Below are 25,728 nucleotides of genomic sequence, written 5' to 3'. Positions count from 1 at the left end.
GGTGGCGATGCCCTGGAGAGTTTTCGCGATCCTGCATCATCGGCCGTAACAAAGCGTAAAGCGGCGATCGCAATCCTGTCGGCTCAAAGCCCCTTGGCTGCAATCCAGATCACGTGGCGGGCGCCGCGCTTGCCGTGGGCGCGCGTGGCGACCTCCTCGACCGCGAAGCCTGCCTGCTTCAGCCGCCGGGTGAAGCCGCTGTCCGGTCCCTGGGACCAGACTGCCACCACGCCGCCTGGCTTCAATGCGGCGCGCGCGGCGGCCAACCCGGCCGCGTCATAGAGCGTATCATTGCCCTTGTAGACGATGCCTTCGGGACCGTTGTCGACATCGAGCAGTATGGCGTCCCAGGCCGCTTTTTCCGCCCTGATCAGCTGACCCACATCGGTCTCGCGAATGGTGACACGGGGATCGTCGAGGCAGCCGCCGAAGATCGTCGACATCGGGCCGCGCGCCCAAGCGACGACCGCGGGGACGAGTTCGGCGACGGTGATGGCGGCATCTTCACCAAGCGCTGCAAGAGCGGCGCGCAAGGTGAAGCCCATGCCGAGCCCGCCGATGAGGATCCTTGGTTGCTTACGGCCGGCGATCTGCTCACAGGAAAGCTTGGCCAGCGCCTCCTCGGAGCCGCTGAGGCGGCTGTTCATCAGCTCATTGGTGCCCAGCATGATCGAAAATTCAGTGCCGCGCTGCTTCAGGCGAAGTTCCTGGCCGCCATCGGGCGTGCGGGCTGAGTCGAGCTGAACCCAAGGGATCACGGCCTGATTCCCTGCGCTCGAAGCATGGCTTAGACCGCTAGTGCCGGCTGGCTCCAGCGTGCGGCGAGCAGCCGGTAGGGAATCAACGCTACCACGGCAATGATCAGCTTCACCGAAAGATCGCCAAGCGCCCAGGACACCCATCGCATCGTCTCGACCGGCAGCACGCCCATCAGTGGCGCCGTCTCCAGCGCGAAACCGTCATTGGGGCCGACAAAGGCGAAGGCGGCGGAGAAGGCGACGCCGAAGAAAACCACCGTGTCGAACACCGAGCCGGCCAGCGTGCCGACAATCGGCGCGCGCCACCAACTCTGCCGGCGCAGCCGGTTGAAGACGGTGACATCGAGCAACTGCGCGGTGAGGAAGGCAGCGCCTGAAGCGGCGGCGATGCGCACCAGCCGGTCGGCGGCTGTCTCGAACTCGATCAGGCCATGACGAAACAGGAAGGGCGGGACCAGGATCGAGCAGATCACTGCCGTCATGAAGCCGACGAACACCACCTTGCGCGCCACGGCCGGGCCGTAGCGTCGGTTGGCGAGGTCGGTGACCAGGAAGGAGAACGGATAGGTGAAGGCGCCCCAGGTGAGCACGTCAGCCAACGCCAGGCTGCCGACCTGGCCCTGCATCGGGAACTGCACGAGGATGTTGGAGGCCACGACGACAAGCGCCATGGCGGCCACGAAGGGCAGGTATCGCGTCAGGAAATTCATTTTTTTATCCTGGGTAATGGAACCAGCCGAGCGCCGTGCCGACGCTCGCTCTTATTCCGGGGCACCGGTCTGGCCGATGCCCGAGGCGGTCGTCCCCCGCCTGAACGCTGCTCAGGCGGCCGACTGCTCGGCAAGCTTCTTGGCGATCTGCTTCTTCAGCAGGCGAGCGCGCTGCGACAGTTCCTTGACGTCAGCCTTGACCAGGAACGCGTCGAGGCCGCCGCGATGCTCGACCGAACGCAGCGCGTTGGCCGAAATGCGCAGGCGAACGTTCTGGTTCAGCGCTTCGGAAATCAGCGTCACATTGACCAGGTTCGGCAGGAAGCGACGCTTGGTCTTGTTGTTGGCGTGGCTCACATTGTTGCCGGTCTGAACTGCCTTGGCAGTGAGTTCGCAGGTGCGGGACATCTTGACTAACCTTCAGTTTCTAAACCTGCCAAACCATTCTGCCCGCGCCAAGCGGCGCGCGGTCTCGGTCAGGCGGCCTTTGGAAAAGTTGGCGTTCCATAGTGGCATTTAGCCAACGCGTCAAGCTCCGGCACATGCATGGACGTGGAGCATGCTCCTTATAAAGGCCGGATTTCACTCTATAAGCCCTTTGCGAAGGGATATGCCAGGCTGGAAACCACAATTTCCCGCCGACGAACCAAGGATTCGCCGCCCGCCATGCTTTGCCGATCCCACGTACTCGCCACCCTGCTTGCCGTCACCGCGCCAGCGTCAAGCTTCGCGGCGTCCAGCCCGCAATCCTTCAAGGGCGAATATACGGTGTCCTTTCTTGGCCTTTCGATTGCGAGGTCGACGTTTTCCAGCCGTTATGAGAACGGCGTCTACTCGATCGACGGCAGCGTCTCGGCCGCGGGACTGGCCAAGCTGTTTGACGATACACGCGGGACAATCTCTTCCAAGGGCACAATTTCAAGCCAGAAAATGGTGCCGCAGGCGTTCCGCGCCGACTACACCTCCGGCAAGAAGGCCTCTCTGGTCGATATCCGTTTTGGCAACGGCAATGTCACCTCCACCAAGGTGGTTCCGGCACCGGAAAAGCGCGATCCCAAGTCCTGGGTGCCGCTTGGCGCGGGTGACCTGAAGTCGGTGCTCGATCCGATGGCGGCGACCGTCATCTACGCCGACAGTCTCGACAAGGTCTGCGGGCGAACGGTCAAACTCTATGACGGCGAAATGCGCGCCAACCTGACGTTGACCTACGCTTCGAAAGGCTCGATCTCGGTGCCTGGCTATAAGGGTGACACGGTGACCTGCAGGATGAGCTTCGAGCCTGTGGCGGGCTACCGCAAGGGCCGCAAGGCGCTGGAGTTCCTCAAGAACAGGAGCCGGATGATGGTGACGTTTGCACCGCTCGGCAAATCCAGCGTATATGCGCCGATCCACGCCACAGTCGGGACCCAGATCGGTCCGCTGACGATAAGCGCGAGAAGGTTCGAAGCAGTCGATTAGTTTTGGGCGCCACGCCGCGCCGCCGGGGGAATGGATGGGGCGCGCGACATTGATCGGGTTTTCGGCGGTCGCCATGTGGGCGCTGCTGGCGTTGCTCACCGACGCCTCGGGCCAGGTGCCGCCGTTCCTGTTGTCGGCTATCACCTTCGCCATCGGCACCTGCGTCGGCCTGGCGGCGCGGCTGGTGATGCCAGCCGCCGACAGGAACCAGAAGATTCCGCCCCAGGTCTGGGTGATCGGCATAGCCGGGCTGTTCGGCTATCATTTCTTCTACTTCACGGCGCTGCGCAACGCGCCGGCGGTCGAGGCTAGCCTGATCGCCTATCTGTGGCCGCTGCTGATCGTGTTGGGTTCCGCGCTGATGCCGAGCGAGCGGCTGGCCTGGAACCATGTCGTCGGCGCGCTGCTCGGCCTTGCCGGGACCTTCCTGATCGTCACCAAGGGCGGCGGGCTGGCCTTCGATGCGCGCTACGCCTTCGGTTATGCGATGGCCGCGGTCTGCGCGCTTTTGTGGTCGTCCTATTCGCTCTTGTCGCGGCGTTTTCCGTCGGTGCCGACTTCGATCGTCACCTGGTTCTGCGCGGCGACGTCGGTGCTTTCACTGGCCTGTCATCTTCTGCTTGAGAAAACCGTGCTGCCGGAGGGCCCTGGCCAGTGGCTGGCCGTCATCGGGCTCGGCCTGATGCCGGTTGGCGCGGCCTTCTACGCCTGGGATATCGGCGTCAAGCGCGGCAACATCCAGGTGCTTGGCGCGGCGAGCTATGCCGCGCCGCTTCTATCGACGCTGGTGCTGATCGCCGCCGGCGTCGCCGAGCCGTCGCTGCGCATCCTCGCCGCCTGCGTGCTCATCACCGGGGGTGCTGCGCTGGCCGCGAAGTCGCTGCTGATGCGCAAGCCGGCGGCCAAGGAGGTGAACGCATGATGCCGTTTCCCGGCGGCATCGAGGCCAACGCCAATGCGACGCTTTTGTTTTCGTTCGTCGCGGCGGTGATCTACGCCTTTGCGCTCGACATGCCGCCGAAGTGGACGCGCACGGCTGCAAAGACGGCTGCTGTCGCCTTCCTGGCCGTGCTTGCGGCCATGCAAGGCGGTCCGCTGCTGCTTGTCGCGGCGCTGGGCTTGAGCGCCGTCGGCGACGCCTTTCTGTCGCACGACGGTGAAAAGGCCTTTCTCGGCGGGCTGGCGAGCTTTCTCGCCGCCCACATCATCTATGTCGTGCTGTTCGTAGAGGCCGGCGGCGGGCTCGACCTTTTGAGCGCCGATGCCTGGCGCGGCGCCATCGCGCTCGCCATGGCCGCATTCAGCGTCATCATGCTTGCCGCGCTCTGGCGCCGCGTCGGTCCGCAACTGCGCATTCCGATCTCTGTCTATGTCGCGGCGATCCTCGCCATGGGCATTTCGGCCCTCACGACCAGTGCCCCCTTGGTGATTACCGGCGCGGTGCTGTTCATCGCCTCGGATGGGCTGCTGGCGGCCGAGCGCTTCCTGCTCGCGGCGATCTCGCCGCATCGCGTGTGGATGCGCTACGCGGTCTGGGTGCTTTACTACGCCGCCCAACTGGCGATCACGCTGGGGTTCCTGCTGAGCTAAGCATTCCCTGGCTGCCAGCCCGGCTCGGCCAACTCGAAAGTAGCGAAGTCGAAGCCGGGCGCCACGGTGCAGCCGACCAGCGTCCATTCCCCCAAGCTGCGCGCCGACTGCCACCAGCCTGCCGGAACGACGATTTGCGGGCGCTCGCCCGCGGCAAGGGCTGTGCCCAGCACCTGCTCGATGACGCTGCCCGCGCCCTCTTGATGCATCGACAGCGCCAGCGGCGCGCCGGTATAGTAGTGCCAGACCTCAACCGCGTCCTTCACCCGATGCCAGGCCGAAAGCTGGCCCTGCTCGAGCAGGAAGTAGATCGCGGTCGAATGACCGCGCGGGCCGCCAGCGGCGTCGCGAAACGTCTCGGCATACCAGCCGCCCTCTGGATGCGGCGCAAGGCCTAGCGTGGCGATGATCTCGGCGGCGCTGGTCATTGGCGGTCTTTGGCCCGATGCATGTCGCTAGTGCGGTTCACCGTTTCACAGAAACCGTGAACCGCACTATCTCTTTGTTTTGTCGCAATTTCCAGGCGGAAAAACTGCTCACACTTTTCCTGAAATTGCGCTAAATGCGGTGGAGTTAGAAATTATCCTTGCGCTTGCGGATCTCGGCGAACACCTCGGCGTCCGAGGCTTTCTCCATGCCGAGATGCTTGCGGATCGACGGGTCGTGCCAGCGCAGGAACGGGTTGGTCGATAATTCCTCGCCGATGGTCGTCGGCAGCGTCGGCTTGTTGTCGGCGCGCAGCGCCTCGATTTTCGCCGCGCGCTGCTTCAGGGCCGGATTGCTTGGGTCGACCGTCACCGCGAAGCGGGCATTCGCCAAAGTGTATTCGTGGCCGCAATAGATGGCCGTCTCGGCTGGGAGCGCGGCCAGTTTCTTCAGCGAGTCATACATCACCGGCGGCTTGCATTCGAACAGGCGGCCACAGCCCAGCGCAAACAGCGTGTCGGCGGTGAAGGCCACTTTCGAAGCCGGCAGATGGTAGGAGACGTGGCCGGCCGTGTGGCCGGGCGTCTCGATGACCTCGACCCTTTCCTCGCCGAGGCGCACGACCGAACCTTGCTTCACCGTCTCGTCGATGCCGGGAATCTTTGCCTTCTCGGCCTCCGGGCCGACGATGCGCAGCTTGAAGCGTTCCTTCAGCGCCAGATTGGCTTCGACATGATCGGTGTGATGGTGCGTGGTGAGGATCAATGTCGGCGTCCAGCCGGTGCGCTTGATCGCCGCCAGGATCGGCGCCTCTTCCGGCGCGTCGATGATCGCCGTCTCACCGCTTTTCGGATCATGCACCAGCACGCCGAAATTGTCGGTGCGGCACATGAACTGCTCGATTTCGACCGGCATCGGCATCTCTCTCCGTTGACCGGCCAGACATAGGGCGCTTGAGCGCCGATGTCATCGCCCTTTGTTGAACTTGGGCCCCTTCGCAGCTACCGTCCCGCGCATGCATTCGGATATCGTCGACCTGCGCTCCTTCTACTCGTCCACGCTCGGGCGCCTGGCCGAGCATTCAATCACAATGGCGCTGTCGTCCATTTGGACGACCGTGCCCAACGAGCGGCTGGTCGGCCTCGGCTATACGCTGCCCTGGCTGGAACGCTTCGGCACCGATGCCGAGCGCGTCTTCGCTTTCATGCCGGCGACGCAAGGCGCGGTGGTGTGGCCGGCGATCGGGCCGGCGGCGACGGCGCTGGTCTTCGACGAGGAACTGCCGCTCGTCGATTCCTGCATCGACCGCGTGCTTTTGGTGCATTCGCTCGAACATGCCGAGAACCCGCGCGAGACGCTGAACGAGATCTGGCGCGTGCTGTCGCCGGCGGGCCGTGTCGTCATCGTGGTGCCCAACCGGCGCGGCGTCTGGGCGCGCTTCGAGCATACGCCCTTCGGCAACGGCCGGCCGTTCTCGCGCGGCCAGCTCACCGAATTGCTGCGCGAGGCGAATTTCACGCCGGCGACATGGAGTGATGCGCTGTTCTTCCCGCCGTCGCCGCGGCGTTTCATGATGCGGTTCCACAATGTGCTGGAGCGGGCCGGCAGGCGGTTCTGGCCGATCTTTTCCGGCGTCATCGTCGTCGAGGCGCAGAAGCGGCTCTACCAGGGCGTGCCCGTCGCGCAGCGCGCTTCGCGCCGCGTCTTCGTGCCGGTCTTCTCGCCGCAGGGCGCGACGCGGCTTGGCCGGCGGGCAGCCGACGCCGCGCCCGGCCAAGTGACGCGTTCGTGATCGCGGCAGCGCCTTGCATCGCGCGGCGATCGTCACCCTATCTGAGGCATGCTCGATCTGAGCCATGCTCGTTTGGCGCGGCATTCGTGACCGCCGCGGAAATCAGGAATATCCTTCATGGACGACCAGACCAATAGAAATCCGGCCCCGCAAAAGGTCACTGTCTCAGTCGAGGCAAGCAGCCTCGCCGACCAGGTGGCGACGATCAGGCAGGGGCTCAAGTCCTCGCCGGTGCGCCGGCAGCTTGCCTGGGTCTCGATCGGGATCGTCGCGGTCATCGTCGCGACCTCGATCGGGCAGGTTCTGCTCAACCGCTGGAACCAGCCCTTCTACGACGCGCTGGCGCGGCGCGACATGGCGGATTTCCTGCACCAGCTTCTGATCTTCGCGATGATCGCCGGCGGGCTTCTGGTGCTCAATATCGGCCAGACCTGGCTCAACCAGATGATCCGTTTGCGGTTGCGCGAGGCGCTGACGCTGGACCTGATCGATCAATGGATGCGTCCGGCGCGCGCCTTCCGGCTGGCCAACGCCGGCGCCATCGGCGTCAATCCCGACCAGCGCATGCAGCAGGATGCCGCTCACTTGTCGGACCTGTCGACGGATCTCGGCGTCGGCCTGCTGCAATCCCTCATCCTGCTCGTCTCCTTCATCGGCGTCTTGTGGGAGCTGTCTTCCGGCTTCGTGTTCCATATCGGCGGCTATTCATTGGCGTTACCGGGCTACATGGTGTGGGCGGCCTTCCTCTACGCCGGCATAGCCTCCTGGCTGAGCTGGCTGGTCGGGCGTCCGCTGATCAGCCTCAACAGCGAGCGCTATACCCGCGAGGCGGAGCTGCGCTCCTCGATGGTAAGGGTCAACGAGAATGTCGACGCGATAGCGCTCTACCATGGCGAGCCCGACGCCAGGCGCCGGCTCGAGCTTGACCTCGGCACGGTGCTGGGCGCCATGCGGCGCATCTTTACCGCGCAGATCAACCTGTCCTGGGTGACCGACACTTATGGCTGGATAACGGTCGTGGCGCCCATACTGGTGGCAGCGCCGGTCTATTTCTCGGGCGACATCAGCTTCGGCGGGCTGATGATGGCGGTTGGCGCCTTCAACCAGGTCCATTCGTCGCTGCGCTGGTTCATCAACAACATCGGCAGCATCGCCGACTGGCGCGCGACGCTGATGCGCGTGGCGGACTTCCGCATCGCGCTTACCGAAACCGATACGCTGCATGGCACCGAAAAACGCATTCAGTTCGGCGAAAACGCCAATGGCCGCCTGACGTTCGACAAGCTTCAGGTGTCCTCACCGGAAGGCTGCACCAAGCTTGCCCAGACGGATGTCGAAATCCATTCCGGCGAGCGTGTCATGATCACCGGCGAGTCGGGTGCCGGCAAGACATTGTTCTTTCGAGCCATTGCCGGCCTGTGGCCATGGGGGAGCGGCCGGATCGGGCTGCCGGCCGGCGAGACCCCGATCTTCGTGCCCCGCGTGCCGTATTTCCCGGCCGGTACGCTGCGCGAGGTTCTCGACCATCCAAACGGGGAGGCCCCGGCCAGCGACGCCGAGATCGGGGCGGTGCTTGCCGAGGTTGGCCTTGATCGGCTGTCAGTCGATCTGGACCATTCCGGACGGTGGGAACGCGAGCTCAGCGATGACGAACAGCGGGCGCTGGCCTTCGCCAGGCTCGCCTTGCGCAAGCCGAACTGGGTGATCATCGACGAAGCGCTTGACGCGTTCGACGGCCCGTCGCTGCGGCGGGTGCTGGCGATGATGGAAAAGCGCCTGCCGGAGACCGCCATCCTCAACATCGGACGCGGCCTGCACAACACTCAGTTCTTCCCGCGCTCTCTGAGCATCGTGAAGGATACCGGCGCGCAGGCATTGAAGCCGGCCCGTGTCCGCGCCGGGGCGATCGAGCCGCCACCCAGCACGGCCCATCGAAAGAAGAAATAGCTTTATTTTCGCCGCGATCGCCGGGAAGATTCGCCGGGTCGTTCGAGGCTGCCATGCTTGCGATACTCGGCCTGCTTGCCTGCCTTGCCTGCGCCGAGGCGGCGCCGTTACCCGCACCGGCCGATGGCTCGCCGGTGGATGTGGAACTCGTGCTTGCCGTCGACATCTCGCAGTCGATGGATGAGGACGAGTTCGCCCTGCAGCGCGCCGGCTATGTCGGGGCGCTGCGCCATCCCGACTTCATCAACGCCGTGCGCTCGGGTCGAAATGGCCGCATCGCGCTCGCTTATTTCGAATGGGCGGGCGTGGTGCGCGACGATGGGGTCATCGCCTGGCAGATCATCGATGGCGAGGACAGTGCCAACGCTTTTGCCGACAGAATAGAAGCGCGGCCGTTCCGCAGCTTCCGCGGCACCTCGATTTCAGGCGCCCTCGGCTTCGGCGCCGGGCTCCTGGAGAGAGCCGGCTTTTCGTCGCCGCGCCGCGTCATCGATATATCGGGCGACGGACCCAACAATATCGGACGGCCCGTCGCCGCGATCCGCGATGCCGCCGTCGCCAAGGGTATCGTCATCAACGGCCTGCCCATACTCATCAGGCCGTCGCCGAGCGTCAGCCGCCTCGACCGATACTATGCCGATTGCGTGACCGGAGGAGCCGGGTCCTTTGTGCTGCCGATCTACGCAGCGTCCGAATTCTCGACCGCCATCCGCCGCAAGCTGGTCCAGGAGGTGAGCGGCCTCACCGACGCCAGATCCATTCGCGTCGAGGATGCCGCACCCGTCGATTGCCTGCTGGGCGAGCGCCTCAGGCAGCGCTTTTCCGATCCATATTTTCCGGAACTCGACAGATAGTGCGTTTCACCTTTTCACGGAAACGGTGAAACGCACTATCTCCTTGTTTTTACGCAATTCCGGACGGAAAACCGCTCACACTTTTCCTGGAATTGCTCTAGCAGTCCGTCTCAGACAGCGCGGGCGCCGTATTTGGCGCGGAACTCGTCATAGCAGTCGCGGCGCCAGCGCCGGCCGACGACATAACCGCGCAGCAGTTGCGGCAGCGAATAGCCGAGCGCCTTGGACGAGCGGTTGGCGAGATAGCCGGAAAAGGCCTGGTGCAGCCGGCCCTTCAAGATGTCGGCGATGATCTGGCGCGCGATCATATAGGGCGGAACGTCCGGATATCGGTCGGCGATATAGGGGTGCTTGTCGATCAGATTGGCATAGGCCGCGACATAACCGTCGCGGCGGCCGGAGATCGAGTTCTCCGAATTGTACTTCTTCCAGTCGATGTCTTCGGACAAAAGGGCGCCGCCGCGGCGGGCGAAGCGCAGCAGAAGCTCGCGATCCTGCATGCGCGTGATGTCGCTGTCGTAGCCGCCGATCGCGAGCAGCGACTCGTGCCTGGCGGTGATCGCCGAGCCGGCAATGAAGATGGTCTGCGAGACCAGGGCGCGCTGCAGTTTGCTTTTGTCGAGAAAGGCCTCGCGGTTGATGCATTTGGTGCTGCGGCTGCCCTTCAGCGACAGGAACGAACTGATGAGGACCTCGAGCGAGGGATTCTGGTCGAAGCGCGCCAGCGTCCGCTCCAGCCGGTCGGGCAGATAGACATCGTCCGAATCGAGGAAGGTCACCACCGGCGCACGGGCGCGCTCGATCCCCGCATTGCGCGCGGCATTGGCGCCGCGCCATTTGGCGCCGACATAGATCAGCCTCGGGTCGCGGATTTCGGCCAGCGCGGCAGCCGTCCCGTCCGTCGAACCGTCGTCGACCACGATGTGCTCGAAGCGGGTAAGTGTCTGCGCCAGAACGCTTTCCACCGCCCGCACGACCTGGCTGCGCCGGTTGTGCGTCGGCGTGATCACCGTAATCAGCGGAACGTCTTCGCTCGACATCGGGGTGCCGCTACCGGTCGGTTCTGGTGTCTGCCGGACGGGTTTGATGACTATGTTCGTATCCCACCTTTGATTTGTGGCCGACGCTACAAAAAAGCCACCTTTCTGTCACGCTGCGCTTACCAAGAAATGCCGGAAATCCGCGGCTTTTCCGCAACATTGCGGTTTGATGGCAACACCAATCGGCCTCCCGGTTGGCGTGACGGTTCGTCCGCGAGGCCAGGGGCGGCCTTGTCGCTATAACCTCCAAGGTAATCGACCGGACTACCTGGGTTTTGCACGATGATCCCAGGAAGCCGGCCGATCGGCTTCAGCCATGAAGAAGCAGGATCATGACCGCTTACGCCGTTGCCCTTATGCGCCAAATCACGCCAGGCCCCTGGATCATCGAAAATCTCGAGAAGATAGACGCCACGCTGGCGCCGTTCGGCGGTCGCTTCGTCGTCCATGGCGGCGATGTCGAGGGTCGTCGAAAACGCCTGGCCTGGGCATCTGATCGTCATCGAATTCCCGGACGGGCAGCATGTGCGGGACTGGTACCGGTCGCGCCCCTACCAGGAGATCCTCGCATTGCGCACCGACAATTCCCAATCCGACGTGATCTTCGTTGACGGCGTCGAGCATCCGCACAAGGCTACGGATGTGCTTGGCTGAGGGAATTGGCTTGATGCGGACGATTCGCGGCGACCTGCTGCAGCTTGCGCTCGACGGCGCGTTCGACGCGATCGTGCATGGTTGCAATTGCCAATGTGTGATGGGCAAGGGCATTGCTCTGTCGATCAAACAGCGTTTTCCCGCGGCTTACGTCGCCGATCTAGCGACGGCCAAAGGCGACCGATCCAAACTGGGAACCATTACGCTCGCCGAGATCGAGCGCGGAGGGCGGAGTTTTCATGTCGTCAACGGCTACACCCAGTTTCATTGGCAGGGACAAGGTGCGAAGGCCGACTACCAGGCAATCCGAAACGTCATGAAGGCGGTCAGGGCGCGGTTTTCCGGCCAGCGCATCGGCTATCCAAGGATCGGCGCTGGCCTCGCAGGCGGGGATTGGACAATCATAGCCTCGATCATTGACGAGGAACTCGCTGGCGAGAACCACACGCTGGTCGAGTATGCTCCGTAGCGTTCAGGCCCTCTTCAACAAAAACACCGCCTGCTGGCCGAAGAAATTCCAGAACCACCAGGGCATCGACAGGCCGATCTTCTGGCCGTTGGCGTCGAGCGCGGTCGCTTTCTCCACAGTCGCGCCGAGCTCCTCGCACAGATTGACGAAGTCGCGGATGGTGCAAAAGTGGATGTTGGGCGTGTCGTACCAGGAATAGGGCAGGTCCTTGGTGACCGGCATCCTGCCCTTGATCAGCAGCGAAAAGCGCACGCGCCAATGGCCGAAATTGGGGAAGGAAACGATGGCGCGGTTGCCGATCCTGAGCAGTTCATCGAGCACCACCTTCGGGTTGCGCGTTGCCTGCAGCGTCTGCGACAGCACGACGAAGTCGAAGCCCTTGTCGGCGTAGAATTTCAGATCCGTGTCGGCGTCGCCCTGGATAACCGATAGCCCGCGCGCCACGCATTCATTGACGCCGCGCTGCGACAGTTCCAGCCCGCGGCCGTCGACCTGCTTGGTCTCCTGCAACAGTTCCAGGAGCACGCCGTCGCCCGAGCCGACATCGAGCACGCGCGAATTGGGCGGGATGAGGTCGGTGACGACGTCGAGGTCGACACGCTGGGCGCGGTTGACGCTCATAGGCCGAGCCCCCTGGCGCGGGCGGCCGAGGCGATGAAGCCGTTGATGGCCGCGAACAGCTCCGGCTCGTCGAGCAGGAAGGCGTCGTGGCCGCGATCGGTCTCGATCTCGACGAAGGAGACGGAAGCGCCGGCCGCGTTCAAGGCATGCACGATCGAACGGCTCTCCTCGGTCGGGAACAGCCAGTCGCTGGTGAAGGAAACCAGGCAGAAGCGCGTCCTGGTGCCGGCGAAAGCGTCGGCGAGGCGCCCGCCGTGATCGGCGGCCACGTCGAAATAGTCCATCGCGCGGGTCAGATAGAGGTAGGAATTGGCGTCGAAGCGGTCGACGAAGGTCATGCCTTGATGGCGCAGATAGCTCTCGATCTGGAAATCGGCGTCGAAGCCGAAGGTCAGCGCTTCGCGGTCCTGCAGATTGCGGCCGAACTTGCGGTGAAGCGCGGCTTCCGAAAGATAGGTGATGTGGGCGGCCATGCGCGCGACGGCGAGCCCTTTTTCCGGGCGCTTGCCGAAATCGAGATATTTGCCGCCATGCCATTCCGGATCGGCCATGACGGCCTGCCGGCCGACCTCGTGAAAGGCGATGTTCTGCGAGGAATGGCGGGCGCCGGTGGCGATTGGCAGCGCCGAGAAGACCCGTTCCGGATAGCTCGCTGCCCATTCCAGCACCTGCATGCCGCCCATCGAGCCGCCAAGCACGCAAAACAGTTTTTCGATGCCGAAATGGTCTACAAGCATCGCCTGCGCGCGCACCATGTCGCGGATGGTGATGATCGGCAGGTCGAGCCCATACGGCCTGCCGGTCGCCGGGTTGGTCGAGGCCGGACCGGTCGAGCCAAGGCAGCCGCCGACAACGTTGGAGCAGATGACGAAGAAGCGGTTGGTGTCGATAATCTTGCCGGGGCCGATCAGCACTTCCCACCAGCCCGGCTTGCCGGTCACCGGATTGGTGTTGGCGACATGCTGGTCGCCGGTCAGCGCGTGGCAGACGAGGATGGCGTTGGAGCGCGCGTCGTTGAGCGTGCCGTAGGTCTGGTAGGCGATCTGGAACGGCGAGAGCAGCGTGCCGGCGTCGAGCTTCAGCGGCATGTCGGAGCCGAACTGCAGCACCGGGCTCGACGGATGGTCGACCTCGTCCTTGGTTCTTGCAGCGCGCTGAGCGACCATGTCCGTCCCCATCCTGTCCCGCATCGGTCTCGTCCCGATGCGATGTCCGGCCGGCCGCGGACAACAAAAAACCGGCATTGCCGTCGCAAAGCCGGTTACAGGTTGCAAACGGCCCTTTAGCGAGTTGTTTAACGTGGCTGCAAGCCGACCGGCCAAATCACCACGGAAGTCTGGCAGTTCTTCTAGGACCAGCGCTGCTGTTCGTCAACGGGTAGCCTCCTGGCGGCCGGACGCGGTGCCGTGCGCCGGCACTCGACATTCCAGCCTGTGGCCTGTATTTCCGCTGCGGCCTTTAAAGGCCTTCTCGACGGATTTGTGACATGAAGCAGGATCAACCTCGTCCAACGCCCCGCGCGGGCATCATGGACATCGAGGCCTATGTGCCGGGAAAAAGCACCGCGCCGGCCGGCGTGACGAAGGTCTACAAACTGTCGTCGAACGAAAACCCGCTCGGGCCTTCGCCGAAGGCAATCGAGGCGGCGCGCGAAGTGGCGGCGAAACTCGACGTCTATCCCGACGGCACGGCGCGGCGGCTGCGCGAGGCGATCGCCGAGGTGCATGGGCTGAATCCGGCGAACATCATTTGCTCCAACGGCTCCGACGAGATCCTGGGGCTCCTGGCGCAGACCTATCTGGCACCGGGCGACGAGGCCGTGTTCACCGAACACGCCTTCATGGTCTACAAGATCTACATCCAGGCGGCGGGCGCCAAGCCTGTCGCGGTCAAGGAAACCGACGAGCGCGCCGATGTCGACGCGATCCTTGCCGCGGTCACGCCCAAGACGCGGATCGTGTTCCTTGCCAATCCGAACAATCCGACCGGCACCTATGTGCCGTTCCAGGAGGTGCGCCGGCTGCACGCGGCATTGCCCAAGAACGTGCTCCTGGTGCTCGACGCGGCCTATGCCGAATATGTGCGGCGCAACGACTACGAGGCCGGCATCGAGCTCGCCGGCAGCTCCGAGAACGTGGTGATGACCCGCACCTTCTCCAAGCTCGGCCTTGGCGGCGCCCGCATCGGCTGGGTGTATGGGCCGGCGCATATCGTCGATGCGATCAACCGCATTCGCGGCCCCTTCAACGTCAATGCCACGGCGATCGAGGCCGGCATCGCCGCGATCCGCGACCGCGCCCATATCGAGCGCAGCGTGACGCATAACGAGAAATGGCTGGCCTGGCTCACCGCCGAGCTGACCGAGCTCGGCCTGCGTGTCACGCCCAGCGTCGGCAATTTCGTGCTGATCCATTTTCCCGACGACAAGAAGCATTCTGCCGCGGCCGCGGACGACTACCTCAGCCAGCGCGGTTACATCCTGCGCCGCGTCACCGGCTACGGTTTTCCCAACGCGCTGCGCATGAGCGTCGGCATCGAGGAGGCCAATCGCGGCGTCGTCGATGCGCTGAAGACCTTTCTGAAAAGCTAGAACGCCATGGCATCACCGATGTTCGAGAAAATAGCGCTGGTCGGCATCGGCCTGATCGGCTCGTCGCTGGCCCGCGTCATCCGCCGCGAGGGGCTTGCCAAGCACATCGCCATCGCGACGCGCAGCGCCTCGACGCTCAAGCGCGCGGAAGAGCTAGGCCTGGGCGATACCTATTCGACGGATGCCAGGGAAGCGGTGCGCGATGCGGACCTCGTCATTGTCTCCGTGCCGGTCGGCTCGTCCGGCGAGGTCGCGGCCGAGATCGCGCCGGCGCTGAAGAGAGGCGCCATCCTCACCGATGTCGGCTCGACCAAGGCCTCCGTCATCGCGCAGATGCAGCCGCATGTGCCGGAAGGCGTGCATTTCATCCCCGGGCATCCGCTGGCGGGCACGGAGAAATCCGGACCTGACGCGGGCTTTGCCGATCTCTTCGAGAATCGCTGGTGCATCTTCACGCCGCTGCCGGGCACTGATCCCGTGGCCCTCGAGAAGCTTTCGGAGTTCTGGCGGCGCTGCGGCTCCAACATCGACACGATGGACCCGCAGCATCACGACATGACGCTCGCGATCGTTTCGCATCTGCCGCACATCATTGCCTACAACATCGTCGGCACGGCGGACGATCTGGAAGCGGTGACCAAGAGCGAGGTCATCAAATATTCCGCGTCCGGTTTCCGCGACTTCACCCGCCTTGCCGCCTCCGACCCGACCATGTGGCGGGACGTGTGCCTGCACAACAAGGACGCGATCCTGGAGATGCTGGCGCGTTTCTCGGAAGATCTGGCCTCGCTGCAGCGCGCGATCCGCTGGGGCGACGGCGAGAAGCTGTTCGACCTCTTCACCCGCACGCGCGCCATCCGTCGCTCGATCATCGAAGCCGGCCAGGATATCGATGTGCCGGATTTTGGCCGGCAAGCGGTAGAGCACCCCAAAGGGAACTGATATTCAGGTGAGGCCCGTCTGCAAATGGCGGGTCCCTGCGCTTCCGGTGCTCACGTACTTCAAGTACGCTCCGCTCCGGTTCTCGGAACCCACCATTTTCGACTCGGCCTGACCTGAATCTCAGCTCCCTTTGCCTTTTTGGGCTGGCGGCCAGTGCGCCGCCATCATGGCCAACGTCTCGGCCCTGGTCGGCGCGCCGAGCCTTCCGCCGAAGCGCAGGCATTTGAGCGCGGCGGCGGCGCTGGCAAAGCGCAGGGCCTCTTCCATGGGCATGGCCTCGGCCAGGCCGACGGCAAAGGCGCCGTGGAAGACGTCGCCGGCGGCGAGCGTATCGATTGCCTTGACCTTCGGCGCCTCGACATGGCGCACGCGCCCGGTTGCCCGGTCGTGCCACCATGTGCCTCCCGCGCCGCCGGTCACGGCGACGAAGGCATCGGTGCGCGAAGCGAGGTCGGCGCAGGCGCTTTCCGGGTCGAGCGCATGGCCGCAGACGATGCGCGCAGCCGGTTCTGACGCGACGATGTGCGAGGCCAAGGGCAGGAGGCGCTCCAGCACCTCGACGGGCGCTGTGTCGGCATCCAGGATCGCTGGACGGCCGATCGATCTCGCCGCGCTCAAGGCGAGGGCCGCCGCTCCCGGCCAGCGAACATCCACCAGCACGGCATCAAAAGCGGAGAGGTCGGCGAGCGGCAGCGCATCGGGATCGGCCTGCGCTTGTCTGTCGTAGAAGGGGACGATGATGCGCTCGCCATGCGCATCCACCAGGATGGCGGCGAGTGCCGAACGCGCGCCGGTGACGCGGCGGATCAGGCTGCAGTCGACGCCTTCGCCCTCGATGTCCGCGATCAGCTGGTCGCCGACCGGATCGTCACCCGCGCTTGCCCACAGCGAAACTTCGGCGCCGAGCCGGTGCGCGGCGCAGGCGGCGCTCGTCGCCATGCCGGAGGCGATCTGGACGCCGTCGCTGGCGATGAACTTGCCTTGATGCGTGGGCAGCGTTTCGATGCGAAGGATGGTGTCGAGAGTGAAGGCGCCGACGCTGAGCAGTCTGACCGGTTTTGCCATTGTAGTGCTCTTCTTGGCCGGCATGGTCTTATCTGAAAACCGGTTCCCACTTTTTGCTACGCAGACCTTCGGTTCGGGACCATGTCCTACTCAAGCGGCTTGATCTTGCCGAGCGGGATGAAGCCGAGCGAAGCCTTGCCCTTGACGATCTTCAGCGGCATCGACGGTTCCTTTCCGAGCATCGCCAGGGCGGCAAAGCCCTGTTCGATTTCGCTTTTGTGCTCGGGAATCGCGCCGGCAAGGATAGAAGCCACCGCCTTGGGATCCTTGAGCTTGATCATCAGGTCCCCGTTGACCAGCCCTTCCGTGTCGACCGAGACAGGCCCGGACACGGTAATGCGCGCCGTGCCGGACGACAGGTCGAGACTGGCGATCTGGATCGACTGGCCGCGCAGGCTCTTCGGGGGTGCCGCGATCAACGCCACGCCGTTCTTCAGCGTTACGTCGCCGCTGCCGTCCAGCGCCGGCAGCACGCGTCCGTCGATGGCATCGGCGTTGATCTCCAGATCGCCGAAGCTGCCGACATAGTTGATATCCTGGCCGGACGGCTGCAACTGGCCCGCCGCCTTTCCGGCGCTGAACAACTGCATCGGGTCTGTGTCATCCTGCGGATCGGTCTGGCCGTTGAGCCCTTCGGCCTGCAGCGACACGCTCCTCGGCAGCGGCCACGACACTTTGACCTTCGCCTGCAACTGGTCCCAGTCGATCCAGAGCGGCGGCATGCCAGGCGCCATCGTTCGCAGCGGCCCGCGCAGGTCAGCGACCGGCGACAAGGGGCCGGTGATCGCGGCGACGGCATTGAAGCTTCCAGTGGAGGCGGCGACCCTCCGGGCGTCGTCCTCGTAGGCGATATTGTCGCAGGAGACCGTGAAGCTCATCGGATAGCCACTGACGGTGAGGTTGGCGCAGCCGGCGGCGATGCCCTTGCTGCCCAGTCGCGCCACCGCCTGGTCGGCCCCGGTCTTCAGCCTGTCGGCAAGATAGAACCAGCCGGCGCTGTAGATGGCGAACAGCACGACAAGAAATGCGGCAAGCCAGAACAGCCGGCGGCGAGGTTTGGGCGGTCGCTCGTCACTTGACGTCATGCTGCGGCTCTCGTTAACCCCGCGAGGGGGCATTCACTCTCACGCAAACAAGCGGGGGATAAAAGAGCACCTTCCGGTGCGATGTCGTTCACTCGAATGCGATCAGGCTTGGCGATATGGGCGATTTTTGGGTTTTTGGCTATGGGTCGCTGATCTGGCGACCCGGATTTGCCCATGTCGAGACGCGCCGCGCCCGGCTATACGGCTACCGGCGCTCGCTTTGCGTCTATTCCTTCGTGCATCGCGGCACGCGCGGGCGGCCGGGCCTCGTGCTCGGCCTCGACCGGGGCGGCTCCTGCATCGGCCTGGCCTATCGTGTTCCCGGCAATCTGCGCGACGAGGTGCTTTCCTACCTGCGCGAGCGTGAGCTGGTGACCAGCGTCTATCTCGAACGCATGCTGGACATCCGGCTGGATGGCGGCGTTTCGGTCGAGGCGGTCGCCTACATCGTCGACCGGCAGCACGAGCAATATGCCGGCGCACTCGATGCCGATCACGCGGCAAGGATCGTTCGCGGCGCCGTCGGCCAGTCAGGCCGGAATGAGGATTATGTGCTGAGCACGCTCGATCATCTCGAGGCGCTCGGCATCCGCGATCAATGGCTGGAAGAGGTAGGCCGCCAGGTCTCGCCTTCGTGAGGGGCTTTTTGTTTGCACAATTCCGGACGCAAAACCGCGACGCACTTTTGCTGGAATTGCTCTGGTCCGATCAAAAAGCAAAACCATGCCTTTGACCTCGGGAGGCCACGACCTAGCTTAGCGGCAACCCTTCCTTGGCCATCAGGCCCGTTCCAGCATCACGGAGATCAGCCTTGCAGAAACGCCGTCTCGGTCGCACAGACCTTTCCATCGCGCCTCTGGTTTTGGGCGGCAACGTCTTCGGCTGGACAGCCGACGAGAAGGCCTCCTTCGATCTGCTCGACCGGTTCGTCGGCGCGGGCCTGAATGCCATCGATACGGCCGATGCCTATTCGCGCTGGGTTCCCGGCAACAAGGGCGGGGAATCGGAAACGATCATCGGCAACTGGATGAAAAGCCGCGGCAACCGCGACAAGGTCGTGATCATCACCAAGGTCGGCTCCGACATGGGCCAGGGCAAGAAGGACCTCTCCGCCGCCTACATCGAAAAGGCGGTCGACGCGTCGCTGAAGCGGCTGCAGATCGACGTCATCGACCTCTATCTGTCGCATTGGCCGGATCCGGCCACGCCTTACGAGGAAACGCTCGGCGCCTATCAGCGCCTGCTCGAAAAGGGCAAGATCCGCTATCCGGGCTGCTCCAATCTCGATGCCGGTCAACTGCGCGCCGCGCTCGACGTCGCCAGCCTGCGCAGCCTGCCGCGCTACGAGGTTCTGCAGCCTGAATACAATTTGTACGATCGCTCGTCGCTCGATGGGCCGCTGCTCGACCTCTGCAAGGCCGAAGATCTCGGCGTCATCACCTATTTCAGCCTCGCCAAGGGTTTCCTGAGCGGCAAATACCGGAGCAAGGCCGATCTCGGCCAAAGCGAGCGCGGCGAGGACGTGGCCGAGTATCTCAATGAGCGCGGCATGCGCATCCTTTCCGCGCTCGACGCCGTGGCCGAGCGCCATTCGGCCAAGCAGGCGGAAGTGGCGCTGGCCTGGGTCATCGCGCGGCCGGGCATCACCGCTCCGATCGCCAGCGCCACCACGCCGGCCCAGATGGACAGCCTGATCCGCGCCGCGTCGCTCAAACTTTCGGCGGATGATATCGCAGCACTGGACCGCGCCAGCTCGTAGCATTCGCACGATCGTCCAAGACGGTCATGACGATCCCTCCTAAATCCTGTGGCATCGCGGCAGGAGGAGGGTTCGGCATGGCTGGTAGTGTTCTGGGCGATGCGCAGCCTTGGCAGCAAGTGCTGGCGCTTGTCGTGGCCGCGGCGGTCGTCATGGGCAGTCCGGGACCGGCGACGATCAGTGTGACCGCCGTCGGCGCGGCTTTCGGCCTGCGTCCTTCCCTGGGTTACACCTCGGGCGTCGTGCTCGGCACGATCGCGGTGCTTCTGGCGGTGGCGGCCGGGATTTTCGGCATATTGACCTCGGTGCCGGGAGTGGCGCCGGTGCTGGCGATCCTGTCGGCCGCGTACATCCTTTGTCTCGCCTTCAAAATAGCGACCGCGCCGCCGTTGGCCGAGCGTGCAAGCACGGCGACGAAGCCCGATTTTCTCGGTGGTTTCATGCTCGCGGTCGCCAATCCGAAGGCCTATGTGGCGATCGCCGCGGTCTTCGCCGGCGCCGCGTCGCAAACCGATGCGCTGGGCGCTTCCACGAGGCTGTTGGTGCTTGTCGCGATGATCGTCGCCATTCATATCGTTTGGCTACTGGCAGGAACCGCCTTCGCGCGCTTCCTTCGCCATCCGCGGGCGTCGCGGGTCATCAATCTGGTCTTTGCTGCGACGCTGGTGCTGACGACCCTGCTCGCGGTACTGCGATAGGCATTTCGCCGTTTCACGGAACCGGTGAAATGCCCTATCTCTTTGTTTTTTATGCAATTCCGGACGGAAAACGGCTTACACTTTTCCTGGAATTGCTCTGGCCGATCAGCTCTTGGCAGTTACGCCGAGCTCGGCCAGGCGCTTGACCGCAGTCGGCGGTATGGGGGGTGGATTCGGCGCCTGCGCGGCCTCGACCAAAAGCTGGTCGCAGGCAGCTTCGGTCTCGCCGATCAGCCGCTGCATGAATTCCTCCTTGCCGAGACCGGGCGGAATAGCGGGCAGGAAGCGGGCCTTGATGGTGCCGGGATAACGCATGAACTTGCGGCGCGGCCAGTAGAGCCCGGCGACATGGGCGACCGGCACCACGGGCACTCCCAGTTGCGAATAGATCTCGACGATGCCGTATTTGTAGGACGGCTCGGCGCCCGGCGGGCGGCGCGTGCCTTCGGGATAGATGATGAGCTGGCGCGGATTGCGGTTCATCTCCTCCCTGGTCGCGACGACGACGGCCTTCAGCGCTTTCGAGCGGCTGCCGCGGTCGACCGGGATCATGCGCATCTTCATGATGTACCAGCCGAAGAAGGGGATCCAGGTCAACTCGCGCTTCAGGATGTAGAGCGCGTCGTCGAGATATGGGAAGAAGGCGATCGCATCCCAGAAGGACTGATGCTTCGGCGCCAGGATGAAGGATCCTTCGGGCAGGTTCTCGACACCGGTGATCTCGCTCTTCGTCGCGGCGATCTTCTCATAGAGCCACATCGAGGTGCGCGACCAGAATTTCGGCACGAACCAGGCGCGGTGGCGTGGCGACAGGAAATAGAAGGGCGTCCAGAAGATCATCTGGACGATCAGGCTGAGATAGAAGACGAAGTTGAACGCCAGCGAGCGGATGATGAGCATACAAGGGGCCCGTGAGGAAGTGTGCGTTGGTTACACCAAGCGGCGGCAAAAAGGAAACGGCGCAGCGGTCGAATCTACCCCTACAACGACCGCGCCAGCCGCTCCCTCAGGCGCGGCGCCGCGAAATCGAGGAAGGCGCGCAGTTTCACCGGCAGCCGGCCTTGGCCGGCATGAACAAGGCTTACCGGCCAGGGCGGAGGCTCGAACGACTCCAGCACGACCCGCAACGCGCCCGCGCGCACCGCGGCATCCGCCTGGTAGGAGAGCACCTTCGTCAGGCCGAGCCCGGCAATGGCGGCATCGATCGCCGCCTCGGCGGTGTTGACCTGCAGGCGCGAGCGAACCGCGGTGGCGGTTTCTGTCTTGCCGGCGCCGAAGTTCCATCTGGCGGGCGCGGCGAGACCTTCGAAGGTGATGCAGCTGTGGCCGGCAAGCTCCGGCGGTTTCTCCGGCGTGCCGCATTTCGCAAGATAAGCGGGGCTGGCGCAGACGATGCGGCGGATCGAGCCGACGCGGATCGCCACCATGGCCGAATCCGGCAGCTCGCCGATGCGCAGGGCAAGATCGATATGCTCCTCCACCAGCTGGGTGATCCGGTCGGACAAGGTCAGGCGGATATCCACTTGCGGATAGAGGGCGAGGAACTCGGTGATCACCGGCAGCACATGCAGGCGCCCGAAGACGACCGGCGCCGTGATGACCAGTTCGCCAGTCGGGCTCGAATATTCGCCGGCCGCGGTGCGCTCGGCTTCGCCTACCTCGTCGAGGATGCGGCGGCAGGCGGCAAGATAGGACTGGCCGGCGTCGGTCAGCGTCAGGCGCCGGGTCGAGCGGTTGAGCAGGCGCGTCGTCAAATGCCTCTCCAGTTCGGAGAGCTTGCGGCTGACGGTCGCCAACGGGACGCCGGCACGCCTGGCGGCGGCGGAAAGGCTGCCGGCCTCCGCTGTGGCGACGAACAGGGACATGGCGTCGAGGCGATCCATTATTCTTCCGGAATGTGGAAGGATTGATTGCAAATATGGCATCTACATCCGATTTCCGGAAGAGGCTAAATGATGTGCGATCCTGTTCGAGGAGCGCCAGCATGAATGCCTCTACCAGCGACGTCGCCTTCACGCCGACCGTCAAGGCCATCCAGTCCCGCAAAGGGTCACGCGACTCCTATGCGCGCGTCGAGCAGCGCGGCGGCTGGCGGGCAACGATCACGCCCGACCTCGCCGCCTTCATCGAGGTGCAGACCAGCGTGTTCCTGGCGACGGCCAACGCCGAAGGCCAGCCCTACATCCAGCACCGCGGCGGGCCTGCCGGCTTCCTCAAGGTGCTCGACGAACACACGATCGGCTTTGCCGATTTTTCCGGCAACAGGCAGTTCATCACCCAAGGCAACCTACAGGACAACGACCAGGCCTTTCTGTTCCTGATCGACTATATGCTCAGGCAGCGCATCAAGATCTGGGGCACGGCGCGGGTCGTCGAAAACGACCCGGAGCTGACGGCGAAGCTGATGCCGGCGGGCTACAAGGCGCGGCCGGAGCAGGCGATCCTGTTCACGGTCACGGCCTGGGATGCCAATTGCCCGCAGCACATACCGCAGCGTTTCGAAGCGGCAGATGTCGCGGCGGCGCTCGCTGAGCGCGACGGGCGCATCGCCGGCCTGGAGCAGGAGATTGCGCGCCTGCGCAACAGCGCGCCGAGCGAAACTTAGTTTTTAGACGTTGCTGAGGCCTCGGCGAGTGTCATGCCTTCGGGCGTCGTGCGAAGCGGCAGGAAGCCGCGCGCCAGCGACAGCACATATTTGCTGTATTCGGTGAGCAGCACGCGCAGCGCCTCAGGCTTGGTCAGCCAGTTGCCATTGCCCAGATTGGTGTTGACCACCGGATAAGGCTCGAGGCGCGCGCCATGCAGCAGCCGGCCCATCTCGAGCAGGCTGCGCGGCATATGGTAATTGTTGGTCACGATGATGATGCTGCCATAGGCGTGGTTCTCCACCCATTTGGCGCTTTCCTCGGCATTGCCGATGGTGTCGAGCGCGGCGCGGTCGATATCGACGCAGCAGGAGAAGAGCTGCTTGTCGCCGCCCATTGCCGCCTGCAGCTGGCGCTTGGTGGCCGAAGGATGGACGCCGCTGATTAGCAGCCGTTCGCCCTTGCCTGAGGCCAGCAAGTCCATCGCCGCGTCGAGCCGCGACTGTCCGCCGGTGAGCACGATGATGGCATCGGCCTTGGCCGGATTGAGCGGGGTCGTCATATGGCTGACCTTGTCGGCAAACCAGCCGAAGCCGCCGGCAAAGAGCGCCAGCGCGGTAAGAATCACGAAACCGCAGACACGCAGGGCGAGCCGCAAACGACCAAACCCGGCGGGGGCAGCGCTGCCCGCACGCATCGCCGGCATCCGTCCAACCGTATCGATCGAATCCCGCGCTTCCATGATCCCCAGGTTAATCCTGAAAACTTCTAATGGTTAACTCCGAAATGCGGCCTTTGATAGGTAGGGCGGCGCACTTTGCGTTACGGCACCTGCTCAACCCGTGATCGTTGTCTTGTTTGTATTCAACGCCTTGCGCGGTTTTTCGGCTGGAGTTCATTGGTCAGCCCGCATCCGGCTGGCGAACGTCGATGTCGCTGAGATAGGCGACGACGGTCGCGTGCGAGGTCGCCGCGGTCAGCGCGCCGATCACCAGCACCATCAGGCCGACACCGAAATAGCCTGCCGAGCCGATGGCGAAGTTGCCGAACAATGCGGTCGCCTGGTCGGCCTGCGGCGTGGCCATATTGCGCGACGACCACCAGGAAAAGACGATGAAGACGACGATCGCGAGCGCACCGCCAGCGGCGGCGCCCTTCATGCCGGTGACCAGGAAATGCCAGCGGAATTCGCGCGCGATAAAGCGCGCCTCGGCGCCGACGAAATGCAGCACCTCGATGATATGGCCATTGCCTGCCATGGCGCCGCGCGTGGCGAACACTACCGTCAGCACCGTCGCCGACAGCATCAGCGCCAGCACGGCGATGCCGATCGTCACCGTTGTGTGCGCCATGGCGACCAGGCGGTCGACCCAGGTTCGGTGATCGTCGAGCGACGCAGTCGGGATTTTCGGCGTGATGGCGGCGCGCATGGCGGCGAAGTCGGGCGGGCTTGCCTCGTCGATGGTGACGATGATGAGGCGCGGCACCGGCAATTCGTCAATGTTGAGGCCGCTGCCCAGCCACGGCTCCAGAAGGCGCGCCGTGGCGTCCCGGTCGATGATCTTGGTGCCCTTCACGCCGGGGAACTCGCTGGCGATCTGCGAGGCCTGCGCAAGCGCCGCCTCCATGTCGAGGCCGTCGGCCGGTTTGATCTGGATCGTCGCCTCGCGCGAGATCTGGTTTTCCCAGACCGAGGCGGTGTCGCGCACCAGCGTCACCGCGCCGAAGGTGAGGCAGGACAGGAAGGTCATGATGGCGATGACCAGCACCAGCGCCCGTCCGGCAATGTTCTGCGCCGGCACGATCGGCGCCGTCTTGCGCTGGGCACGCCGGACCGTCACCGGCGTCTCGGCGCCGGCTTCATCGTGGAACTGATCGGCCGGAAAGTCAGTCATAGACGTCCAACCTTCCACCGGCCAAAATCATGCGACGCGCATCGACCTGCTCCATCAGGCCAAGGTCGTGGGTGGCGATCACGACCGCGGTGCCCAGCCGGTTGAGCTCGATGAACAGCCTGAGCAGCCGGCGCGCCAGCGGCGGGTCGACATTGCCGGTCGGCTCGTCGGCCAAAAGGATCTCCGGCTGTTCGATCAGGGCGCGCGCGATCGCGGCGCGCTGCTTCTCGCCCCCCGACAGCACCGGCGGCAGCACATGCATGCGGTCGCCGAGGCCGACCCATTTGAGAAGCTCGGTGACGTCGGTGCGGTAGCTCGCCTCCTCGCGCCCGCGCACGCGCAATGGCAGCGCGACATTCTCGTAGGTCGTCATGTGGTCGAGCAGGCGGAAATCCTGGAACACCACGCCGATGCGGCGGCGCAGCAGCGGCAACTCGCCGCGCGAAATGCGCGAGCGGTCCTTGCCGAAAATGGTGATCAGGCCGCGTGTCGGCTTCAGCGACATGAACAAAAGGCGCAGCAAGGTCGTCTTCCCTGCGCCCGATGGGCCGCTCAGGAACTGAAAGGAGCGCTCCGGAATGTGCAGGGAGATGTCGCGGAGGATTTCCGGACCCATGCCATAGCGGAGGCCGACATTTTCGAAGCGGATCACGTTCGGCGACCTGAAACTTTCGGCGGCGACGCGCCACAATCTACATTAACAGACCATCGGCCGGCATGGTTAACCGGCGGTTAATTTTTCAACGATCGACACTCGTCAGAGCCATTCCGGTGGGGAAGCGTTAACCAA

At 64.2% G+C, this 25,728-nt stretch carries 29 protein-coding genes, 1 pseudogene and 1 riboswitch; of the genes and pseudogenes, 14 read left to right on the top strand and 16 right to left on the bottom strand.

The window, feature by feature from the left end; genetic code table 11:
- Positions 1-83: 83 nt before the first annotated feature.
- The 3 genes from EN869_RS05125 to rpmB form a co-directional block, all read right to left on the bottom strand.
- Entirely contained in the window at positions 84-758 is a 675-nt protein-coding gene (locus EN869_RS05125; protein WP_127225222.1) for a hypothetical protein, read from the bottom strand.
- 29 nt (positions 759-787) lie between these two features.
- Complete coding sequence (locus EN869_RS05120; protein WP_127225221.1) at positions 788-1,468, bottom strand: queuosine precursor transporter; 681 nt, start codon at positions 1,466-1,468, stop codon at positions 788-790.
- Positions 1,469-1,579: 111 nt separating this feature from the next.
- Positions 1,580-1,876, bottom strand: a complete 297-nt coding sequence (gene rpmB / locus EN869_RS05115) for a 50S ribosomal protein L28 (RefSeq protein WP_040989302.1) — start codon at positions 1,874-1,876, stop codon at positions 1,580-1,582.
- 258 nt (positions 1,877-2,134) lie between these two features.
- Here rpmB and EN869_RS05110 point away from each other — a divergent pair, with 258 nt between their 5' ends.
- Genes EN869_RS05110 through EN869_RS05100 form a run of 3 tightly spaced genes read left to right on the top strand, consistent with a single transcriptional unit; the run spans position 2,135 to position 4,516 of the window.
- Positions 2,135-2,926, top strand: a complete 792-nt coding sequence (locus tag EN869_RS05110; RefSeq protein ID WP_127225220.1) for a DUF3108 domain-containing protein — start codon at positions 2,135-2,137, stop codon at positions 2,924-2,926.
- A 34-nt stretch (positions 2,927-2,960) separates the two neighbouring features.
- Entirely contained in the window at positions 2,961-3,848 is an 888-nt protein-coding gene (locus EN869_RS05105; RefSeq protein ID WP_127225219.1) for a DMT family transporter, read from the top strand.
- A complete protein-coding gene (locus EN869_RS05100) occupies positions 3,845-4,516 on the top strand; it encodes a lysoplasmalogenase family protein (protein WP_127225218.1) in 672 nt (223 codons plus the stop codon). Before EN869_RS05105 ends, EN869_RS05100 begins: the two co-directional genes overlap by 4 nt.
- Here the strand turns inward: EN869_RS05100 and EN869_RS05095 are convergent.
- Together EN869_RS05095 and gloB are read right to left on the bottom strand one after the other, a co-directional pair.
- On the bottom strand, positions 4,513-4,944 hold the full coding sequence (locus tag EN869_RS05095; RefSeq protein ID WP_127225217.1) for a cupin domain-containing protein: 432 nt from the start codon (positions 4,942-4,944) through the stop codon (positions 4,513-4,515). The two genes, EN869_RS05100 and EN869_RS05095, sit on opposite strands and share 4 nt — an antisense overlap.
- Positions 4,945-5,089: 145 nt before the next feature.
- Positions 5,090-5,857, bottom strand: coding sequence for a hydroxyacylglutathione hydrolase (gene gloB, locus EN869_RS05090; RefSeq protein WP_127225216.1), 768 nt, complete (start codon positions 5,855-5,857; stop codon positions 5,090-5,092).
- A 100-nt stretch (positions 5,858-5,957) separates the two neighbouring features.
- Between gloB and EN869_RS05085 the strand changes: the two genes are divergently transcribed.
- The 3 genes from EN869_RS05085 to EN869_RS05075 all read left to right on the top strand — a co-directional run bounded on the left by EN869_RS05085 (position 5,958) and on the right by EN869_RS05075 (position 9,535).
- Complete coding sequence (locus EN869_RS05085) at positions 5,958-6,734, top strand: methyltransferase domain-containing protein (RefSeq protein ID WP_127225215.1); 777 nt, start codon at positions 5,958-5,960, stop codon at positions 6,732-6,734.
- Positions 6,735-6,851: 117 nt separating this feature from the next.
- Positions 6,852-8,681 carry an ABC transporter ATP-binding protein/permease gene (locus tag EN869_RS05080; protein WP_127225214.1) on the top strand — a complete coding sequence of 610 codons (1,830 nt, stop codon included), beginning with the start codon at positions 6,852-6,854 and terminating at the stop codon, positions 8,679-8,681.
- Positions 8,682-8,734: 53 nt separating this feature from the next.
- On the top strand, positions 8,735-9,535 hold the full coding sequence (locus tag EN869_RS05075; RefSeq protein WP_127225213.1) for a DUF1194 domain-containing protein: 801 nt from the start codon (positions 8,735-8,737) through the stop codon (positions 9,533-9,535).
- Positions 9,536-9,645: 110 nt separating this feature from the next.
- Here the strand turns inward: EN869_RS05075 and EN869_RS05070 are convergent, their stop codons facing one another.
- Positions 9,646-10,575, bottom strand: coding sequence for a glycosyltransferase family 2 protein (locus tag EN869_RS05070; protein WP_127225212.1), 930 nt, complete (start codon positions 10,573-10,575; stop codon positions 9,646-9,648).
- Positions 10,576-10,694: 119 nt separating this feature from the next.
- Positions 10,695-11,024 (bottom strand): hypothetical protein, encoded by a 330-nt coding sequence (locus EN869_RS34295; protein ID WP_167506935.1) that lies wholly within the window; start codon positions 11,022-11,024, stop codon positions 10,695-10,697.
- Here EN869_RS34295 and EN869_RS05065 point away from each other — a divergent pair.
- Together EN869_RS05065 and EN869_RS05060 are read left to right on the top strand one after the other, a co-directional pair.
- A pseudogene (locus EN869_RS05065) lies at positions 10,908-11,229 on the top strand (DUF1330 domain-containing protein). The gene EN869_RS34295 and the pseudogene EN869_RS05065 sit on opposite strands and share 117 nt — an antisense overlap.
- Positions 11,183-11,698, top strand: coding sequence for a macro domain-containing protein (locus EN869_RS05060; protein ID WP_245489367.1), 516 nt, complete (start codon positions 11,183-11,185; stop codon positions 11,696-11,698). Before EN869_RS05065 ends, EN869_RS05060 begins: the two are co-directional and overlap by 47 nt.
- 3 nt (positions 11,699-11,701) lie before the next feature.
- Here the strand turns inward: EN869_RS05060 and metW are convergent, their stop codons facing one another.
- Both metW and EN869_RS05050 read right to left on the bottom strand, forming a co-directional pair.
- Positions 11,702-12,319 (bottom strand): methionine biosynthesis protein MetW, encoded by a 618-nt coding sequence (gene metW, locus EN869_RS05055; protein ID WP_127225210.1) that lies wholly within the window; start codon positions 12,317-12,319, stop codon positions 11,702-11,704.
- Positions 12,316-13,485, bottom strand: coding sequence for a homoserine O-acetyltransferase (locus EN869_RS05050; RefSeq protein WP_127225209.1), 1,170 nt, complete (start codon positions 13,483-13,485; stop codon positions 12,316-12,318). Before EN869_RS05050 ends, metW begins: the two co-directional genes overlap by 4 nt.
- A 96-nt stretch (positions 13,486-13,581) precedes the next feature.
- Positions 13,582-13,659, bottom strand: a riboswitch (SAM riboswitch).
- Between the two features lie 146 nt (positions 13,660-13,805).
- Here EN869_RS05050 and hisC point away from each other — a divergent pair.
- The gene (hisC, locus tag EN869_RS05045) at positions 13,806-14,909 is read left to right on the top strand and encodes a histidinol-phosphate transaminase (protein WP_127225208.1); all 1,104 of its coding nucleotides are present in this window, start codon (positions 13,806-13,808) and stop codon (positions 14,907-14,909) included.
- 6 nt (positions 14,910-14,915) lie between these two features.
- The gene (locus EN869_RS05040) at positions 14,916-15,851 is read left to right on the top strand and encodes a prephenate/arogenate dehydrogenase family protein (RefSeq protein WP_189341216.1); all 936 of its coding nucleotides are present in this window, start codon (positions 14,916-14,918) and stop codon (positions 15,849-15,851) included.
- A gap of 120 nt (positions 15,852-15,971) precedes the next feature.
- Here the strand turns inward: EN869_RS05040 and EN869_RS05035 are convergent, their stop codons facing one another.
- Both EN869_RS05035 and EN869_RS05030 read right to left on the bottom strand, forming a co-directional pair.
- Positions 15,972-16,916 carry a sugar kinase gene (locus EN869_RS05035; RefSeq protein WP_127225206.1) on the bottom strand — a complete coding sequence of 315 codons (945 nt, stop codon included), beginning with the start codon at positions 16,914-16,916 and terminating at the stop codon, positions 15,972-15,974.
- An 86-nt stretch (positions 16,917-17,002) separates the two neighbouring features.
- On the bottom strand, positions 17,003-18,001 hold the full coding sequence (locus EN869_RS05030; RefSeq protein WP_127225205.1) for a DUF2125 domain-containing protein: 999 nt from the start codon (positions 17,999-18,001) through the stop codon (positions 17,003-17,005).
- Positions 18,002-18,117: 116 nt separating this feature from the next.
- On the opposite strand from EN869_RS05030, the gene EN869_RS05025 reads away from it, so the two are divergent.
- From EN869_RS05025 to EN869_RS05015, 3 genes are all read left to right on the top strand, one after another.
- Positions 18,118-18,639 carry a gamma-glutamylcyclotransferase gene (locus EN869_RS05025; protein WP_127225204.1) on the top strand — a complete coding sequence of 174 codons (522 nt, stop codon included), beginning with the start codon at positions 18,118-18,120 and terminating at the stop codon, positions 18,637-18,639.
- A gap of 173 nt (positions 18,640-18,812) precedes the next feature.
- Positions 18,813-19,760, top strand: a complete 948-nt coding sequence (locus EN869_RS05020) for an aldo/keto reductase (protein WP_127225203.1) — start codon at positions 18,813-18,815, stop codon at positions 19,758-19,760.
- A gap of 77 nt (positions 19,761-19,837) precedes the next feature.
- On the top strand, positions 19,838-20,458 hold the full coding sequence (locus tag EN869_RS05015; protein WP_127225202.1) for a LysE family transporter: 621 nt from the start codon (positions 19,838-19,840) through the stop codon (positions 20,456-20,458).
- 105 nt (positions 20,459-20,563) lie between these two features.
- On the opposite strand, the gene EN869_RS05010 is transcribed toward EN869_RS05015, so the two are convergent.
- A complete protein-coding gene (locus EN869_RS05010; RefSeq protein ID WP_127225201.1) occupies positions 20,564-21,358 on the bottom strand; it encodes a 1-acyl-sn-glycerol-3-phosphate acyltransferase in 795 nt (264 codons plus the stop codon).
- An 80-nt stretch (positions 21,359-21,438) separates the two neighbouring features.
- Positions 21,439-22,341 carry a LysR family transcriptional regulator gene (locus EN869_RS05005; protein ID WP_127225200.1) on the bottom strand — a complete coding sequence of 301 codons (903 nt, stop codon included), beginning with the start codon at positions 22,339-22,341 and terminating at the stop codon, positions 21,439-21,441.
- Between the two features lie 101 nt (positions 22,342-22,442).
- Here EN869_RS05005 and EN869_RS05000 point away from each other — a divergent pair, with 101 nt between their 5' ends.
- A complete protein-coding gene (locus EN869_RS05000; RefSeq protein WP_127225199.1) occupies positions 22,443-23,063 on the top strand; it encodes a pyridoxamine 5'-phosphate oxidase family protein in 621 nt (206 codons plus the stop codon).
- Here EN869_RS05000 and EN869_RS04995 read toward each other — a convergent pair.
- The 3 genes from EN869_RS04995 to ftsE form a co-directional block, all read right to left on the bottom strand.
- Positions 23,060-23,740 (bottom strand): YdcF family protein, encoded by a 681-nt coding sequence (locus EN869_RS04995; protein ID WP_245489366.1) that lies wholly within the window; start codon positions 23,738-23,740, stop codon positions 23,060-23,062. The genes EN869_RS05000 and EN869_RS04995 overlap by 4 nt on opposite strands.
- A gap of 205 nt (positions 23,741-23,945) precedes the next feature.
- Positions 23,946-24,938 carry an ABC transporter permease gene (locus EN869_RS04990; protein ID WP_127225197.1) on the bottom strand — a complete coding sequence of 331 codons (993 nt, stop codon included), beginning with the start codon at positions 24,936-24,938 and terminating at the stop codon, positions 23,946-23,948.
- Positions 24,931-25,590: a cell division ATP-binding protein FtsE gene (gene ftsE / locus EN869_RS04985; protein ID WP_027167480.1), complete on the bottom strand. Its 660-nt coding sequence runs from the start codon at positions 25,588-25,590 to the stop codon at positions 24,931-24,933. Before ftsE ends, EN869_RS04990 begins: the two co-directional genes overlap by 8 nt.
- Positions 25,591-25,728: the final 138 nt, after the last annotated feature.

This window comes from Mesorhizobium sp. M2D.F.Ca.ET.226.01.1.1 (assembly GCF_004022705.2).
In the GTDB taxonomy this organism is placed as follows: Bacteria; Pseudomonadota; Alphaproteobacteria; order Rhizobiales; family Rhizobiaceae; genus Mesorhizobium.
The sequence above is the reverse complement of the archived record's forward strand: the minus strand, read 5'-3'. Positions and strand labels throughout refer to the sequence as shown.